At 42.2% G+C, this 16346-nt stretch carries 15 protein-coding genes and 1 pseudogene; 6 read left to right on the top strand and 10 right to left on the bottom strand.

Annotated features, from left to right (window positions below; all coding sequences use genetic code 11):
* Nucleotides 1-773 precede the first annotated feature (773 nt).
* Genes IEW82_RS15520 through fdhF form a run of 4 tightly spaced genes read right to left on the bottom strand, consistent with a single transcriptional unit; the run spans nucleotide 774 to nucleotide 4618 of the window.
* A complete protein-coding gene (locus tag IEW82_RS15520) occupies nucleotides 774-914 on the bottom strand; it encodes a hypothetical protein (protein ID WP_188696462.1) in 141 nt (46 codons plus the stop codon).
* An 18-nt stretch (nucleotides 915-932) separates the two neighbouring features.
* Nucleotides 933-1148, bottom strand: coding sequence for a heavy-metal-associated domain-containing protein (locus tag IEW82_RS15515; RefSeq protein WP_188696459.1), 216 nt, complete (start codon nucleotides 1146-1148; stop codon nucleotides 933-935).
* A gap of 16 nt (nucleotides 1149-1164) precedes the next feature.
* Nucleotides 1165-1662, bottom strand: a complete 498-nt coding sequence (locus tag IEW82_RS15510) for a helical membrane plugin domain-containing protein (protein WP_188696456.1) — start codon at nucleotides 1660-1662, stop codon at nucleotides 1165-1167.
* The gene (gene fdhF / locus IEW82_RS15505) at nucleotides 1637-4618 is read right to left on the bottom strand and encodes a formate dehydrogenase subunit alpha (protein ID WP_188696453.1); all 2982 of its coding nucleotides are present in this window, start codon (nucleotides 4616-4618) and stop codon (nucleotides 1637-1639) included. Before fdhF ends, IEW82_RS15510 begins: the two co-directional genes overlap by 26 nt.
* 167 nt (nucleotides 4619-4785) lie before the next feature.
* Between fdhF and IEW82_RS15500 the strand changes: the two genes are divergently transcribed.
* Nucleotides 4786-5007, top strand: coding sequence for a hypothetical protein (locus IEW82_RS15500; protein ID WP_188696450.1), 222 nt, complete (start codon nucleotides 4786-4788; stop codon nucleotides 5005-5007).
* A gap of 620 nt (nucleotides 5008-5627) precedes the next feature.
* On the opposite strand, the gene IEW82_RS15495 is transcribed toward IEW82_RS15500, so the two are convergent.
* A complete protein-coding gene (locus IEW82_RS15495) occupies nucleotides 5628-7682 on the bottom strand; it encodes a thioredoxin domain-containing protein (protein ID WP_188696447.1) in 2055 nt (684 codons plus the stop codon).
* 348 nt (nucleotides 7683-8030) lie between these two features.
* Between IEW82_RS15495 and IEW82_RS15490 the strand changes: the two genes are divergently transcribed.
* From IEW82_RS15490 to IEW82_RS15470, 5 genes are read left to right on the top strand one after another with little or no spacing between them, the layout of a single operon-like run.
* Entirely contained in the window at nucleotides 8031-8846 is an 816-nt protein-coding gene (locus IEW82_RS15490; RefSeq protein WP_229672682.1) for a cytochrome c oxidase subunit II, read from the top strand.
* A 23-nt stretch (nucleotides 8847-8869) separates the two neighbouring features.
* Nucleotides 8870-10834, top strand: coding sequence for a cbb3-type cytochrome c oxidase subunit I (locus IEW82_RS15485; protein ID WP_188696442.1), 1965 nt, complete (start codon nucleotides 8870-8872; stop codon nucleotides 10832-10834).
* The gene (cyoC, locus tag IEW82_RS15480) at nucleotides 10835-11440 is read left to right on the top strand and encodes a cytochrome o ubiquinol oxidase subunit III (RefSeq protein ID WP_188696439.1); all 606 of its coding nucleotides are present in this window, start codon (nucleotides 10835-10837) and stop codon (nucleotides 11438-11440) included.
* Nucleotides 11441-11758, top strand: a complete 318-nt coding sequence (gene cyoD, locus IEW82_RS15475; RefSeq protein ID WP_188696436.1) for a cytochrome o ubiquinol oxidase subunit IV — start codon at nucleotides 11441-11443, stop codon at nucleotides 11756-11758.
* A gap of 19 nt (nucleotides 11759-11777) precedes the next feature.
* The gene (locus IEW82_RS15470) at nucleotides 11778-11927 is read left to right on the top strand and encodes a hypothetical protein (RefSeq protein WP_188696432.1); all 150 of its coding nucleotides are present in this window, start codon (nucleotides 11778-11780) and stop codon (nucleotides 11925-11927) included.
* Between the two features lie 785 nt (nucleotides 11928-12712).
* On the opposite strand, the gene moaA is transcribed toward IEW82_RS15470, so the two are convergent.
* From moaA to IEW82_RS15450, 5 genes and pseudogenes are all read right to left on the bottom strand, one after another.
* Complete coding sequence (moaA, locus tag IEW82_RS15465; RefSeq protein ID WP_188696430.1) at nucleotides 12713-13732, bottom strand: GTP 3',8-cyclase MoaA; 1020 nt, start codon at nucleotides 13730-13732, stop codon at nucleotides 12713-12715.
* Between the two features lie 112 nt (nucleotides 13733-13844).
* A complete protein-coding gene (gene moaD, locus IEW82_RS15460; protein ID WP_188696425.1) occupies nucleotides 13845-14075 on the bottom strand; it encodes a molybdopterin converting factor subunit 1 in 231 nt (76 codons plus the stop codon).
* Nucleotides 14068-14529 carry a molybdenum cofactor biosynthesis protein MoaE gene (locus tag IEW82_RS20085; protein ID WP_308422168.1) on the bottom strand — a complete coding sequence of 154 codons (462 nt, stop codon included), beginning with the start codon at nucleotides 14527-14529 and terminating at the stop codon, nucleotides 14068-14070. Before IEW82_RS20085 ends, moaD begins: the two co-directional genes overlap by 8 nt.
* A 48-nt stretch (nucleotides 14530-14577) precedes the next feature.
* Nucleotides 14578-15054: pseudogene (gene mobB / locus IEW82_RS20080) on the bottom strand (molybdopterin-guanine dinucleotide biosynthesis protein B); the annotation flags it as partial.
* Complete coding sequence (locus tag IEW82_RS15450) at nucleotides 15051-16319, bottom strand: molybdopterin molybdotransferase MoeA (protein WP_188696420.1); 1269 nt, start codon at nucleotides 16317-16319, stop codon at nucleotides 15051-15053. The pseudogene mobB and the gene IEW82_RS15450, both read right to left, overlap by 4 nt.
* Nucleotides 16320-16346: the final 27 nt, after the last annotated feature.

Raw genomic sequence — 16346 nt, 5'->3', positions numbered from 1 at the left:
TCAACACCATCACTTACCCAAAAAAGGATTCCGCAAGAAGCTAGCGGAAAAATGAGAGCGAGCCGATCCCCTGCCAATCCAGTTATTAGCATTTTATCCACCCGTTTTCATCCACGCACTCATGAAGAGTGCGACAGCGAAATCTAGTAAAAATATCCTAATAAAATTACATTTTTACTAAAAACCCACTTTTATTTTACCATTAAAATCCATCAAAGGAAATAAAAACAATAAAAACAGACGCATATGTGGTGCGAACCTCCCTAGTATTTTATGTTCACTTCACATTCGCACCTAGATGCCCTATCTTTTATAAAACGAGTATAACATGATATTAATTTATGACAAGCTAGTAAAAAAATGGCTTCTTTTCAGTTAATTTTTTTTTAGAATGGACGTTTTGTTATTTTGCGTGAGCCTTTTGTTACGCAATCACCCGGATTCGAAGTTTTCCCCTCGGTTTTATTAGCTTTTTCAAAAACCTTGACTTCGCCTTTGTGGCATTCCTGATGTGATTTTTCAAATTACACATTAAGGGTATCAGCAAGCCTTAGATAGCGAAAGTCAAAGCCATGCTTATAAGGTCTTCTGCAAAGCTATAAACTCTAGTGTTATTAGAAAACTTGGCTTATCGCCAAGCCTTAGATGGCGAAAGCCAAAGTTACACTTATACTATCTTCCTTTGAGAGCGTCAGCGAAATTAAAAATTCTGATAGTATAAAAAAGCTCCATCATGGTCGCAATTAGAGACCACAATGGAGCTCCTCTTATATTCACCCTTCTACATCAGGCTCTGAAGCATTCGGCCTTAAATCATTTCTGCAGTTTTCACACACGTATAAGATCCGTCTGTTAAGGACTTCTTCGTCTTCTTCTGTTTGCTGAGTGCCACAGATTTCACATACCTTCATCATGCACAGCTCCTTATCTCATTAATGGTATTCTGAAACAGTGTAGCCATTCTCTTTTAAGGCTTGAACAAAATCCTCGTAGGAGGCTGAGTTTTCATTGTAGCTGAACTTAGCCTCTTGCCTTTCTAAACTTACCTCTGTACGGCGAACGCCCCATACATCCTTTAAAGCCTGTTCCACCTTATCCACATCTTCCTTTGAATGTAAGCCGTTTATTTTCACTTGCCGTTCTTCCATTTTCTAAAAGCCCTCCTCAATGAACATGATCCTTTTCGCGTTGAAGAGATTCGCCCATGCCTTCCAAAATAGAAACCATCATGGTGAGTGATTCCTTAACCTCAGGCTTTTTCATCGCCTTTCCTAGTGACCAAAGGCTTGTCTTCTTATCGTCTGACTCTCTTGCTGTTGCTTTATCAATGCCATGACCCACGCCATCCATTAACATTCGGATTTGCTCTGGGTTAAGGGAACCTAAAAATTTAAAGATATTCATCCCGTTTTTCATGATTTTATGCATCGTGGGTTGATTCATCTGTTGGATCATAATTTCTGCTACATCCACACGTTTTTTTAATATAGCATCTAAGGCATCAAGTATCCCCGTTTGGTCGAGCTGTGAAACGATATCCAACATTTTTATGATCGATTCCCCGTTTTCTGCCAAAGCACCAATAATCTTAGTGATGGATTGTGCTTGTAACTCCTCAGGGGTAGGGTCCACTCTTCTAATTTGCGTGATAGCTTTCGCCAAATTCATCTCCTCCTAATTTGAATAACTCGGGTATCGGCGTAAAATCCTCTCGTCTCCATTTATCTTCAACCCGCACGCTGATTTGTGGGATGCGATTTCCGAAACGGTGATTTTTATCCGGTAACGGCGAGGGACCCTCATCTTCTAAAATCTCCAGCTTTACCCCTGCTTCTTTGTAGTTCGGTGTATGGGTAATGTAATCAAAATAACTACTCGTTAGACGATTTACCATCTCGTTATCCTTCTGAGCATTCATGGTTAAATAAAGCTCTTTGCCTTGCACACGATCGGTAACCACTGCCCGCACCTTAACCTTTCCATAAGGTGAGGTTAAACGGACCAACGCGCCATCTTTTATACCTCTTTCTTGAGCTTGCTCAGGAGAGATTTCCACCCAAGGTTCATGCACCTTGTGGTTAATCCCTTCGGAGCGTCCCGTTAGATTGCCTTCATGAAAATGCTCGAGTAAACGCCCATTGTTTAAATGGAAATCAAATGCTTCTCCAATGTCGTGGGGCTTTGTCCAATCCACCGGTACAAGCCTTGCTTTGCCATCTGGAAAGGCAAATTTGTCTTGATATAAAAGAGGTGTACTCTCACCGTTTTTCTTGACCGGCCAAACCTGGCTATTAAAGCCCTCTAGCCTTTCATAGCTGACTCCAGCAAAATAAGTAGCAAGACCGGCGACTTCTGCCATGATTTCACTCGGATGCTTATAGTCCCAGTTGGCTCCCATTTTATTAGCAAGCTCCTGAAAAATCTGCCAATCCGGCTTGGACTCACCCATCGGTTCGAAGACTTGATATAGCCTCTGAATCCGTCGCTCGGTATTCGTAAATGTTCCTTCCTTTTCCAGGCTGGGCGATGCAGGCAAAATTACATCAGCAAATTGCGCTGTCTTACTGAAAAAGACGTCTTGGACAACAAAAAAGTCTAGATTCTCTAGGTTTTTATCCACATAGTTGATGTTCGAATCCACAATGGCCATCTCTTCACCAAATAGGTAAAGAGCTTTTAAATCACCCTTCTCGACCCCTTCAACCATTTGATGGTTGTCGTAGCCAGGATCTTTTGGCAATTTAACCTCCCAAGCTTTTTCATAGCGCGCTCTTACCTCGTCATCTTCAACAGCTTCATATCCAGGGAACCAGCCGGGCATTGTTCCAAAATCACAAGCCCCTTGCACATTATTATGACCGCGCAGTGGATAGGCCCCTGTGCCTGGACGGCCGAAGTTCCCAGTAATTAAAAGCAAGTTAGCAATGGCCGTACTCGAATCCGTTCCGCCCATATGCTGGGTAATCCCCATCGCCCAAAGCATACATACAGACTTTGCTTCATGGATCATTGTTGCCATTTGAATCAGTATTTTCTTAGAAATACCTGTATGTTTTTCTGCATATTCCAATGTGAATTTTTCAAGCGATTTTTTGTAGTCCTCTAACCCATTAACCCTACTGCGGAGAAATTCTTTATCTTCCCATCCTTGATCAAGGAAATACTTTGACAGTGCATTGAGCCAAATCATATCGGTACTTGGCTTTGTATGAACAAAGAGATCGGCACGCTCAGCAAGCTCATTTTCTCTTAAGTCAACAACAATGAGCTTTTGTCCGTGAAGTTTATGTGCGCGTTTGACACGTGTCGCCAGTACAGGATGTGATTCTGCAGGGTTGGCACCGATTGTGATCACTAAATCGGATTGCTCAATATCACGAATGGTACCAGAATCACCACCAATACCAACGGTTCGCATCAATGCTGAACTCGCTGGGGACTGACAATATCTTGCACAGTTATCGACATTGTTCGTCCCAATGATGGCGCGCGCAAACTTTTGAAACAAAAAGTTTTCTTCGTTAGTACATTTAGAAGAAGCAATAAACCCTAAAGCATCCGCTCCATGTTCATTTTTAATTGCCCTAAATTTACTTGCAATCAGAGTCAGCGCTTCATCCCAGCTCGCTTCTACAAATTCATCACCACGACGGATTAATGGTTGCGTTAATCGCTCTTCACTATTAACAAAATCCCAGCCGAATTTCCCTTTGATACAGGTTGAGATACCATTAACAGGGGCTTCTTCCTGTGGTTCAATTTTTAAAATCTTACGACCCTTGGTCCAAACCTCAAAGCTACATCCCACACCACAATAAGTACAGACGGTTTTGGTCCTTTTAATACGCTCTTTGCGCATTGAGGCTTCCATTTCGGAAATGGCGAAAATTTCTTTATAGCCGGGTTCCACTTCCTTCGTTATATCGATCATTGGCTCTAATACATTTTGCGGAATGCCAGTTAAGTAGCCTGCTTCACCTAACATCGATTTCTCCATTAAGGCATTACATGGGCATACCGTCACACAATGTCCACATGACACGCAGGAGGATTCATCGATGGGGACATCATCATCCCAAATCACTCTTGGGGCTTCCCGGTCCCAATCAATAGATAATGTTTCATTAACTTGGAGATCCTGACACGCCTCCACACAACGGCCACAAAGAATACATTGATCGGGTTCATAGCGATAAAAAGGATGAGAGTTATCTGCCGGATAAGGCTTCGGCTCAAATTGATATTTTTGATGTTCGATTTCCAGATATTCAGCAGTATTATGAACAACACAATTGCCATTGTTGTTATCACACACTGTACAATAGAGTTCGTGGTTCTTCAGGATTCTGGACATAGCTTCATATTGCGCGTCTTTAATAGGCTCAGATAAGGAATCGACCTTCATCCCAGGCTCAGCTTTGGTCACACACGCCCGCTTCATTTCTCCGTTTACATTCACAAAGCAGGTATCACACGTTTGAATGGATCCCAAATTCGGATGATAACACACAGCCGGAATATACGTGTCATGGTCTTGGGCCACTTGTAAGACCGTCTGACCGGACTTAGCTGAAAGTTCCTTTCCGTTAATTAAGATAGAAAACCTTTCTTCTGTCATGCTTCAACCTCCAAACTTAACTTATGCGTGAGTTAACAGCACAAATCGCTCTTGTATCATTCTGCCCAATTTAGTTATTATCATTGCCTCATTTGGGAATAATTATTGTAAAATTAAACATCCATGCACAGAATAAAGAGAAATAGAAGGAAAAAGAGAGGGATAATATGAATAAAGAAGTCTTATATGAAAGGATTCATACAATGATCCAGTCCTCAACGAAGCGGCCAAAATATATGGCATTATCGACTGTTAAACTTGCCGATCTTCTAGGAGAGGACGTTCATGAAGTGGAAAACACCATTCAAGAGTTTGTAAAAGAAGGGCGTCTCCAAAAATCAGAGCTAACCGAAGCCCCACACAGTGTAGTCTATTCCCTTCCCTCATAACAAAAAAATCCTGGTCCACCTATTAGGTCCAGGATTTTTTAGATTAAGAAAAACCGGGCAAAAAGCATGCCCGGTCCTTGCTTGGTATAGAGTCATCCAATATGAAATAGGCTTCATTGCCTGATCAAGTGGATGGGAGCGCAAGGCGCGAGAATTCGGAACACTCTAAAATCGCGTATTCCTCCTCGGGCGCCGCTGACTCATGATGCGGAGACTAAAGTCCTGCGGGAAGTGGGAAATCGGTAAGACCTTAGCAGTGCGAAGGCACGAGGAGGCTTACCACTCCCCCGCGGAAAGCGAGCGGCCTGAAGCGGAAATCCGCACCGTCCACATGATCAGAAATTTTATACCTTCTAATCTTTTTAGAAAACTTGGCTTGCACCCCTTCGCTAGTACTCCTGAAGTGATTTTTGCCAATCACACACTTAGGGTGCCCGCAAGCCTCAGGTGGCGAAAGTCAAAGCCCGCCTTATACATTCTGATAGTAGAACAAAAGCAAGCTTATCGCAATGGCAGCCTATCACATAGCTTTTTTCAAGGCGAGATTGCTGTTTAGGTCATGGTTCTTGAAGAAGCAATAGCTCCAGTCACAGCTTTCCCTATCATTAGACGTTCCCCCTTTAAGCCCCTCTATCTCTTTTTATCTTTCTAGCTACCTCCTTGGGTTGATTGGTTGGAAGCGTACAGCTAAAGTTTTCACATAAAAAGTAAGTCGTTTGATGATTCAGCAGTGCAAATCCTTTTGTAAAGCTAGCAATGGCATTTAAGGATTGCGGGGTTCCCGATAATGCAATGACATCAGGGTGAAAAGCTTTTAATAATTCTCTAGTCGCTTGTGCTGCGCCTTCAGCATTTTCATCTAACACAACCAGTTCTTTTATTTTCATTTGTATAAGCAAGTAGCCGGTCAGCAAGGCACTATAGCCCATAGGGTAATGAGCGATTTCTCCAGCGAAGCGCCCATAAACCTTATCAACATACATTTCATAATCGACATCACCGGTGCGACGCGCTAGCTTGAATAACATCATGGTCGCAATGCTATTGCCCGAAGGTAGAGCACCATCGTAGATATCCTTTGGACGCATGATCAGTTTCTGATTCTTATCATTTAAATAAAAGCCAAAGCCCGTGTCGTCCCAAAAGTGCTGGATCATTTGATCAGAAAGTTCTTTCATCGTATCGATATACTGCGGCTTAAACGTCGCTTCATAGAGGGTATCCGCGGCCCATAGCATATAAGCGTAATCATCCAAAAACCCCGTTTGCGTCACTTGACCCTCTCGATAGCTTGCCAATAACTGACCGCTATCCCACATCGTCTTCATGATAAACTCAAAAGCATCCGTTGCAGCTTTAAGATAGCGTGCATCCTTCATCACTTGCCCAGCTGTCGCCAAAGCAGCTATCGTAAGACCATTCCAACTCGTCAAGATCTTCTCATCACGATGCGGGCGAACACGCTGGCTTCTTGCTTTAAGCAGGATTTGACGACTTGCTTCAAGTTCCCTCTCAAAGGCTTCTAAAGAAAGTCCATAATCCTCCGCTAAATGCTGCAAATTTCGGCCAATGAGATTGGGAATATTCTTGCCTTCAAAATTGCCTTCTTCGGTAATGCCATAGGCAACACAAAAACGCTCGCCTGCTGCATCTCCCAATAGGGCAATGACTTCATTCGGATCCCAAACATAAAATCGACCTTCTACACCTTCCGAATCCGCATCTTCAGCAGAATAAAAAGCACCCGTTTTATCACGCAAATCACGCATTAAGTAAGTAAAAATTCCTTCAACGACTTGCCGATACCGATCATGACCGGTGAGTTGATAGGCTTCAGTAAAGCTGAGCATAAGCATTGCTTGATCATATAGCATTTTTTCAAAATGGGGGACGAGCCAGATCGAATCCACAGCATAGCGCGCAAATCCTCCACCAATATGATCATGAATACCACCAGCAGCGATGGCGTCAAGGGTCTTTTCAACCATGATTAGAAGCTCAGTATCACCGTTCCAGTAAAAAGCACGCATTAAAAACAAAAGCTGGTGCGGGGCAGGAAATTTTGGCTCACTGCCAAAGCCTCCAAACCCTTCATCAAAGCTACTTTTGAAGTCGCTAAGTGCTTGTTCCAGTAGCTTAGGAGTAAAAGCGGATGCAGGAGAATGCATGGCTGAGAGCTCTGTGATCATATCCTGTCCTACCGATTGCAATTTTTTAGGGCGATCATGGTATTGCTTCGCAATGGATTGCAAGACATCGATGAACCCCGGTTGACCATAACGGCTTTCTTTAGGAAAATAGGTGCCCGCATAAAACGGCTGTTGTTCTGGAGTCATAAAGATGCTCAGCGGCCAGCCCCCCTGCCCTGTTAATGCCTGGCAAACGGTCATATAAACCGAGTCAATGTCTGGTCGTTCCTCACGATCAACCTTTATCGCTATAAAATAGGTATTTAATAACCCAGCCACTTCTTCATCTTCAAATGATTCATGCGCAAAGACATGGCACCAATGGCAGGTTGAGTAGCCAATGCTCAAGAAAATAGGCTTATTCTCCTTTCGAGCCTTTTCAAAAGCTTCCTCACTCCATGGATACCAATGCACTGGATGATAGGCATGTTGGAGTAAGTATGGCGACGTTTCCGTGATTAATCGATTGGGCTTATGGTTTACCATAAAATCACCACCTTTTTTGTTGTTCCTCTACTCTCAATAATACCCATTAAAAAAGAAAAAGACACGATTTTCTTTGACCACAAGGCCATTTCTCTCTCTTTCTGCATCAATAATCCGCTTCAAATGAAACCTCGCACACCCAATCCGATCGACATGAATAATCTCAGAAATCTAGGACAAATTTAAGTTTGTTAGGCTACATACTTTACTTAATGAACCGATGGTGTTATTCGCGTAATTAGAGGAGATGACCTTATATTTATGAAGCTAAGCCGCTTATTTACAAGGACTTTTCTTATCTGTCTCGTTCCGTTGATATTATCAGGATGTGGAGGAAAGTTTATTGTTTTGGATCCAAAAGGTCCCGTTGGAGAAGAAGAAAAACATCTCATATTGCTCACAACCTTGCTTATTGCTATTGTTGTTATTCCTGTGATCATCTTATTGATCTATATTATCTATCGCTATCGTGACACACCCAGCAACACAGCCCGTTACCGCCCTAAATGGGGCGATAATAAATACCTTGAGATTATTTGGTGGGGCATTCCGATTATTATTACTGTATTTATGGCTTACTTTACCGGCAAATCGGTATTTGCTCTAGTCAAACCTCCCACAACGGATGTGAAGCCGATCACGATTCAAGTGACGTCACTCGATTGGAAATGGCTGTTTCAATATCCTGACCAAAATATTGCCACAGTGAATTATGTCGATATCCCCGCTGGTAGACCGGTTCAATTTATTTTAACATCTGATGCACCAATGAACTCTTTTTGGATACCACAGTTGGGTGGGCAAGAGTACACCATGCCCGGTATGGCCATGCGGCTTTGGCTGCAAGCCAATGAGACAGGTAAGTACTTTGGAACAGGTGCTAATTTCACAGGAGAAGGCTTTGCCCACATGCAGTTTGATGTCATCGCTAAAACAGAGGCAGAGTTCAACCGATGGGTCAATAAGGTTAAAGCTGCGGGAAAACCTATGGACATGGCTATTTATAACAGGCTTAAACAGCCTGGCCTAGTGAACAAGCAAACCTACTCCTCCTATCCCCCCCATGCTTTTGAAATGACGCTTATGAAAAACGGTGGGCACTACCATGAACGTATCCCTGAGGGGAACCAATTCAACCCAAATGATACCGAAAAAACGAAATAGAAGAAAAAGAATGGAGATGCACGATGGAACCCAAGTTTAAAATAAGTCACTTTTTCATCCATGGAGATCCACTCATTTTAGGTGCTGATGTCTCCATTGGCATTGCAACCGTTATGATCATCTTCGTATTAACTTACTTTAAAAAGTGGAAATGGTTGTGGAAAGAATGGTTAACAACGGTTGACCACAAAAAAATTGGCATCATGTATGTTATTGCAGCTCTACTTATGCTCTTCCGCGGCGGTGTCGATGCCCTTTTAATGCGGACTCAACTCGCCTTACCTAATCTGAAAGTCTTATTGTCAGAACACTATAATGAAATTTTTACAACGCATGGAACCATTATGATTCTTTTTATGGCGATGCCATTAATCTTTGCCATGATGAATATCGTCATTCCACTGCAAATTGGGGCGCGAGATGTCGCCTACCCTTTTTTAAATGCTATAAGCTTTTGGCTGTTTTTCTTTGGTGCTATGCTATTAAATTTATCATTCGTCATCGGTGGCTCACCCAATGCCGGATGGGTGGGTTATCCCCCCTTATCTGAGCTACAGTTTAATCCAGGCCCAGGTGAAAACTTCTATGTTCTGGCGATACAAATATCAGGAATCGGCAGTCTAGCTACAGGGATTAACTTCCTCGTCACCATTCTTAAGATGCGGACAAAAGGGATGCGCTTGATGGATATGCCGCTCTTTACTTGGTCGGTCTTAGCCACATCTATTCTTATTATCGCAGCGTTTCCCGTGATCACCGTAACCATGTTACTCTTATTTTTGGATCGCTTTGCCGGTGCGCACTTCTTTACTATGACCCATGGTGGAGATCCCATGATGTATATTAATTTATTTTGGATTTGGGGGCATCCGGAGGTTTATATTGTGATTTTACCTGCCTTTGGTATTTTTTCTGAGGTCACTAGTGTGTTTTCAAAAAAAGTGACTTTTGGTTATACCTCAATGGTTGTTTCCATGATGCTCATTAGCTTTTATGCCTACTTCACGTGGGTGCACCACTTTTTTACAATGGGCGCAGGTGCAGGTGTCAATACCTTCTTTGCTGTCTCAACAATGATTATCGCAATACCAACAGGAGTTAAAGTCTTTAACTGGCTGTTAACCATGTATCAAGGGCGCATTCGCCTGACCGAGCCGATGCTGTGGACGATCGCCTTTATTCCTTGCTTTGCAATTGGCGGTGCTACAGGCGTCATGTTATCCATCGCCCCTGCAGACTATCAGTACCATAACAGTTATTTCCTGATCGCACATTTCCATCAAGTACTGATTGGCGGAACGGTGTTTGGTATGTTTGCTGGGTTAACGTATTGGTGGCCCAAAATGTTCGGGTTTAAGTTAAATGAGACCCTTGGAAGATGGGCGTTCTGGTTGTGGAACATTGGCTTCTATGCCTGTTTTATGCCGCAATATGCCTTAGGCTTCATGGGTATGACCCGACGTATTTATACATATGGCTGGGATATGGGCTGGGCACCATTAAACCTGATCTCTTCCATTGGTGCGGTCATCATGGGAATCGCCTTTCTCTTTCAAGTCTGGGAGATTGCTTATAGTGTCAAATATGGCGAGAGAGATACAACTGGGGACCCATGGGATGGACATACATTAGAATGGTCGCTCCCTTCCCCGGCACCTAAATACAATTTTGCTGTTCTGCCAGAGGTCCACGGCCGCGATGCATGGTGGAAAACTAAGGAGGCCAAGGAACGCGGAGATTATGAGGAGAAGAAGCAGGAACTAGAACCGATTCATTATCCGAAGAACTCGGGAATTCCATTTATCCTATCTGTCTTTTTCTTCATCGCCGGTTTCGGCTTCACTTTCGAATGGGTGTGGATGGGGGCTCTTGGTCTTCTTGGCGTCGCTATTTGCCTCATCGTCCGTTCCTTCCAATATGATACCGACTACTATATTTCAGTAGATGAAATAAAAGAAACCGAAGCTGCTTTAAGGGGGGAAGTATAATTGGAAAACATTGTATCCCATCATACAGATCACCATGAAGAACACGAAGCGCATGAATCGATAAAAATTGATGGATTTTGGCTATTCTTAGTCTCAGATGTTCTCTTATTTGGAGCACTCTTTGCTACATTTATTGTCTTACGCACGCATTATGCAGAGGGTCCAACAAGCCAAGATTTATTCGATGTCAAAGAGTTTACGATTGAAACCTTCGTTTTGCTCACCAGTAGTTTTACAAGTGGACTCGCAACACTAGAGATGAATAAAGGCCATGTCAAAAGCTTGATCACCTGGCTCATCGTCACAGCGCTTCTCGGAGCTACATTTGTTGGATTTGAGATCCATGAATTTTCAGGCATGGTTTCTGAAGGATATAAGATGAGCACCAGTGCCTTTCTTTCCGGCTTTTTCACCCTTGTGGGGACCCATGGCTGTCACGTTTCTCTTGGTTTGATATGGATGATTGGTCTCATCATTCAAGTGGCAAGGCGTGGCTTTACACCTGTTACTGAACGCAAGCTATCCATTATTAGTCTTTATTGGCATTTTCTTGACGCCGTTTGGATTTTTATTTTTACTGTTGTCTATCTCATAGGAGTGATGTAAATGAAACACATCGAAAGCCGCCAAGCATCACACGGTTCTACGACATCATATATTATCGGGTTTGTCTTATCCATCCTGCTAACGATCCTTCCGTTATGGCTTGTTGTTAATCATGTGCTGAATAGAACAGCATTGATTGTCACAATAATGATCATGGCTGCTTTGCAATTTTTGATTCAGCTTCTCTTCTTTATGCATATTAGAGAAAGTGAAAAGCCGCGCTATAACGTCCTTGCCATCATCTTAGGGATCGTTTTTGTCATTACGATCGTTGGCGGATCTGCTTGGATCATGACCTTTAATTCACAGGTTCAGTAAATCATTAGGAGGCGATATCATGTGGATATTTATCGGTATCCTTTTAGCTTTAATTATTTGGGTCATTTTTAAATTATCCATTGTTTCTCTATACGTTATTCTTTTTGCTGGGATTGTCTTAGGCGCACTACCTTATTTTTTTAGAAGAAAACGTTATATCAGAAAATAGCTGATTTTTAGGGATCAAAGGAGGTGAACCGCTATTAATACTATTCTCTACATCATTTTACTTGGGGCACTTTTAATTATCGCCTCAGTCTCATCATTTGTTTGGTACAGGATCTATAAACGTAAACGATGGGGGGTTAAGTAATCCGGTTCTTATATTTCTTAGCCGTTTGAATAGATGATACACGTTAGGAGGCGTTTGCTTTGAATTTTTTACATGATCTCACTTGGACGCTTTATACCGTCCTGCCATTCATCCTTTTGGCATTATTATTTTTCCTTGTTTATAAGCGAAAGCAATATTAAATAAGGCTCTTCTTATTTCTATAAGCACGGCGAAGGGCAGTTCCTCCTTCTACCAGGAAAAGAGCATTATAGCAATCCGGGCGTTGGGCGGTTTACTTTGAATAGGTCATGCTTAAAAGGAAAAAAGTTTATCACCCTTTCCTTAATTCCATAGATGGTGTTCGTATATTACGGCAGATCCAGTATGCGCTCATAAGGGATTCGAATGGAAATGGTATATTTCACATTATTTTTTAAATCCTTTTATACTCATTTAATTGATACCTAAACCCTTTCATCATTCCATCGCATTAGAAAACTTGGCTTGCACCACTTCGCTGGTACTCCTGATGTGATTTTTGCCAATCACACACTTAGGGTGCCCGCAAGCCTTAGAAGGCGAAAGCCAAAGTGACACTTATACTCTCTTCCTTTGAGAGCGTCAGCGAAGTTATAAATGCTGATAGTACAACAAAAAGCTAGTACTTTCAAGTAACAGTACTAGCCACCAATATAATGCATCTCGATTTTCTTTTTTTGTTTTTTGGCAGATAGTTTGCGGAGGTCAGAGTAGCGATCTGTTCTTTTGCCCCATATTCGTGAGATGATTTCAATCAAATCCTCATCACTGACCCCTTTACGAAGCAATGCTCTTAAGTCAAACCCGTCCGTAGCAAATAGACAGGTATATAACTTGCCCTCAGCAGATATTCTCGCTCTTGTACAATTCGAGCAAAACGACTCAGATACTGATGGGATAAAACCAACTTCCGTATTCGAGTCAGCATATCGATAACGATTAGCCACTTCACCATAATAGGCCGCCTTTAAAGGAGTGAGCTTAAAATGTTGGCTTAATTCAGCAAGAATTTCCTTCTTCGTGACAACCGAAGAGGGGTTCCATTCATTCGTGTTGCCAACATCCATAAATTCAATATATCTTAAGCATATCCCTTCCTTCTTAAAATGAGCGGCCATTGGAAGAATTTGCTCTTCATTCATCCCTCTTTTAACAACCATGTTAACCTTTGCTTCAAGGCCGGCGTTTCTAGCCGATTCTATACCTTTTAATATATGACTCACACCAATAGCACGCCCGTTAATTGTGTTAAATACATCATCATCTATCGCATCTAAACTCACATTTACTCTTCGAAGACCAGACGTTTTTAAAAGCTTCGCATACTTTGTCAGTAAAACACCATTTGTGGTGAGGGCCACATCTTCAATCTGTTCGATCTTTGAAAGACGTTCTATAAATAAATGCAAATCCTTTCTTAATAAGGGCTCCCCTCCAGTTAGTCTTACCTTTACAACACCAAGTCTAGCAAAACAACGAACAAGTTGCTCCATTTCTTCAAAAGTCAGCCGTTCTTCCTTTTTCATAAATTGAAAATTTGGACCAAAAATTTCAGCAGGCATACAATAGGTGCAGCGAAAATTGCACTGATCAGTGACCGAAATACGTAAATCTCTTAAAGGGCGTCTCAACTGGTCTCTAATAGCATTCACTGTTGACATCTTCTCATTTCTCCCATTCATAAGTACTGCATTGCAGCTCATTTTTAAAATATAGCACCAAACGGGGGTGATCGTTCATTTTTTTACATCAGTATGTCTCAGTCGCATCTGTTCATCCTCCACTGACAGGAGGAATTAATGCCACAGTATCACCCGCATGGATTACATCTTCCTTAATGGCGTATTCTTCGTTAATGGCTACCATGATCGTCTTCGTATCAATCGCATATTCTTTTTCAAGCTTGCATAAGAGTTCATCTACAGTCAAAGAGGCGTCCTCCAATACAAGTCTGTCATTCCCAACTTTTTCTTTTAAATAGGCAAAACACAACACTTTAATCATTGAAGATCACATCCTCTGGCTTCCCACTTGGGTAGCTTATCGTCTCTTGCTGATTACCAATCCATTCCGTTCCATCTTGCCAATATTCCTTCTTCCAAATGGGCACAATTTGTTTTATGCGCTCAATCGCATATTGATTGGCTTCATAAGCGTCATTACGATGAGGCGTAGAAACAGCAATCACAACGGCGATATCTGATATTTGCAAATGACCAACGCGATGCGTGATAGCTATTCTTGCTTCTGGCCATTTACATACTATCTCCCTCCCTATTTTTCTCAATTGTTTTTCCGCCATCGAAACATACGATTCATACTCTAACGCTAACGTTTGCTTTCCTCCCGTAAACTCTCTTACTGTCCCAATAAAATTAACGACAGCACCCGCTTCATGTGACAAGACTTTTTGAGTGACCTCTTCTATTAAGATGGGGTGATCAGTGATTTGAAACATCTGCATCTTTTTCCTCTGCTTCTTAATATAATGTGTAAACCAATCTTGATAGCTCTTTTTATCATGAATTGAAAAGATTGGATGGTGAATAGTAGTATTGGTTAGCGGTATTGCGGTAATAATTGCGACAATGTTACTTACTTGATCGACGATCTCCATGTCGTTTGCATTTCTAATGACTGCAATTTTAGGGTAAGCGGCTTGTTTATATCCTTCTACTAATATAAGATCAACGCCATGAACGTGATAAAAGCGCAGGATATGCTCAAGCTCCCATTCTTCTTCTCTCTGTACCACCATTTGTAACAGACCTGCACCCTCTACTCCCGAGATAAGTGAGCCTGATAGACGATGACGCCCACTATCTTTTTTCTCATCTTCAATGTTCGGTTTCCCACCATGCCCATGATGCTTTAAAGTAGCCACTTTGAAATGGTGCTGTTTACTTTCTTCAAGTAAGTCACAAACAATACGCGTTTTACCACTGTTTTGATAACCAACAATCTGTAATACTGGAAGCTTCATGTCCACGGCCATTCACTCCCTTTAAGGTCCTCCAAAAGCACAATATTGACTTTGTCACCTGTTTTAAAATCTCTGGATCTACCAGGCAACACGATTAAAGCATCAATAGCACTTAACATGACAACCGCATTAGATTTTGTAAAATGACTCGGTACAACAACCATCCCCCGCTCATCGAAACACAGCTTTCCACCAACAAATCGCGTGAAAGGATTGGGTTTTAAAAAGTCTCCTCCAAGAATAGCTTGGCCTTTTCTCAGATGTGGTTTCTCAGAAAACAACCAAGTTCTAATAACAGGGCGCACAAAAAGCTCAAACCCTATAAAGCTTGCGGAAGGATTGCCTGATAGGCCAAATAAATATTTCTCGTTACAAAGTGCAACAGTTGTAACACTTCCAGGTCGCATCGCCACTTTATTGAAAAGTACCTCTGCGCCAAGCTGTCTATAAACATCAGGTAAGTAGTCAAAATCACCAACAGACACACCCCCTGTTGTTATAATCATATCTGCCTCTTCCATAGCCTGCTGAATGGATGCGTAGCAAAGCGTTAAATCATCCTTAAGGGTTCCTAAATATTTAGGAGTCCCACCTGCACGCTTAATTTGACTGCAAATCATCAAAGCATTACTATTGCGAATCTTACCGGGCTGCAACGCATCTGATATATCGAGCAATTCAGATCCCGTAGCAAATACTGCGACGATTGGTTTTTTTGCGACTTTAATGTATTCGTACCCAAAGGTTGCCAATACCGCCATGACCCCCGGAGTAATTCTTTCACCTTTTTTAACAATTACGGTATTTTTTTCTGTATCTTCTCCTTGAAAGGATACATTTTCACCAGAGGCATACGGTCGATGAATGGTCATATATTTTTCTCCAGATCGCTCAAATTCTGAAGTAAGCTCAAGTTTTACGACCGCATCACACGCTTTCGGCAGTTGCGCTCCCGTCATGATTCTTATCGTCTCAAACGGGCCGAGCGCTTTGCTTGCAACATAGCCCGCACCGATCGTCTCTATAACCTTGAACGCCACTTGATTTTCTCTACTAGCCGCTTTAGTGTCCTGAGAACGAATGGCAAACCCATCATAAGGGGATCGGTCAAAAGGAGGAACAGGATGCGAGGCAATGACAGCTTCTCCCAAAACCCTTCCATAGGCATCGTTAATATGGACGGCTTCCACTTCTCCCGTTTTTGCGTGTGACACTATCCGTTTAACAGCTTCTGAAACTTCGATCGGTTTTCTCATCTCAACCATGGTAAAGACCCCTTTAACTTTATGACT

This window comes from Pullulanibacillus camelliae (assembly GCF_014642655.1).
Taxonomy (GTDB): domain Bacteria; phylum Bacillota; class Bacilli; order Bacillales; family Sporolactobacillaceae; genus Pullulanibacillus; species Pullulanibacillus camelliae.
This window is presented reverse-complemented; position numbering and strand designations above follow the sequence as displayed.

Bases quoted from the DNA above. Each gene is read 5' to 3' on its own strand.
- fdhF (WP_188696453.1), bottom strand. From the start codon at position 4,618: ATGACAGAAGAAAGGTTTTCTATCTTAATTAACGGAAAGGAACTTTCA.
- moaA (WP_188696430.1), bottom strand. From the start codon at position 13,732: ATGTCAACAGTGAATGCTATTAGAGACCAGTTGAGACGCCCTTTAAGA.
- IEW82_RS20085 (WP_308422168.1), bottom strand. From the start codon at position 14,529: ATGTTTCAAATCACTGATCACCCCATCTTAATAGAAGAGGTCACTCAA.
- cyoD (WP_188696436.1), top strand. From the start codon at position 11,441: ATGAAACACATCGAAAGCCGCCAAGCATCACACGGTTCTACGACATCA.
- IEW82_RS15485 (WP_188696442.1), top strand. From the start codon at position 8,870: ATGGAACCCAAGTTTAAAATAAGTCACTTTTTCATCCATGGAGATCCA.
- IEW82_RS15495 (WP_188696447.1), bottom strand. From the start codon at position 7,682: ATGGTAAACCATAAGCCCAATCGATTAATCACGGAAACGTCGCCATAC.
- IEW82_RS15500 (WP_188696450.1), top strand. From the start codon at position 4,786: ATGAATAAAGAAGTCTTATATGAAAGGATTCATACAATGATCCAGTCC.
- IEW82_RS15450 (WP_188696420.1), bottom strand. From the start codon at position 16,319: ATGGTTGAGATGAGAAAACCGATCGAAGTTTCAGAAGCTGTTAAACGG.
- IEW82_RS15470 (WP_188696432.1), top strand. From the start codon at position 11,778: ATGTGGATATTTATCGGTATCCTTTTAGCTTTAATTATTTGGGTCATT.
- IEW82_RS15520 (WP_188696462.1), bottom strand. From the start codon at position 914: ATGATGAAGGTATGTGAAATCTGTGGCACTCAGCAAACAGAAGAAGAC.
- moaD (WP_188696425.1), bottom strand. From the start codon at position 14,075: ATGATTAAAGTGTTGTGTTTTGCCTATTTAAAAGAAAAAGTTGGGAAT.
- IEW82_RS15515 (WP_188696459.1), bottom strand. From the start codon at position 1,148: ATGGAAGAACGGCAAGTGAAAATAAACGGCTTACATTCAAAGGAAGAT.